The sequence below is a fragment of the Motilimonas sp. 1_MG-2023 genome (assembly GCF_030547455.1).
Lineage (GTDB): Bacteria > Pseudomonadota > Gammaproteobacteria > Enterobacterales > CBDFNC01 > Motilimonas.
In genome coordinates this window covers 1-278 of sequence record NZ_JAUOPX010000162.1, presented here as the reverse complement: position 1 = coordinate 278, position 278 = coordinate 1, and the positions used below count along the sequence as shown (strand labels likewise).

The following is a 278-nucleotide window of genomic DNA, read 5'->3' as shown; positions in this document are numbered from 1 at the left end:
GAGCACGTGGTGAAACAATTTTATGATCAGCACTTTGTGAATTTTGATCGGCAAATTGTGTTATTGTATTGCTTGTCGCCTCTTAATGCGGGGCGACAAAGCTTTCAAGATATGCAAACAGCAATTGAGCAAATTTTACAGAGCTTTAACTATGGCCAAACCGGATTATTAAGACGGCTATTTTCGCCCAAAATTGACTAGTTGGTTTTTGCTGCAAGTAAAGCCGATCATGTGACGCCAGATCTGCATGAAAATTTATTAAGCTTATTGTCTCAGTT

At 38.8% G+C, this 278-nt stretch carries 1 protein-coding gene; it reads left to right on the top strand.

Going from position 1 to position 278, the window contains the following annotated elements; genetic code table 11:
* Window positions 1–201 (top strand): YcjX family protein (locus Q4519_RS21865; RefSeq protein WP_303516063.1); only part of this gene is annotated, 201 nt, incomplete at its 5' end.
* Window positions 202–278: the final 77 nt, after the last annotated feature.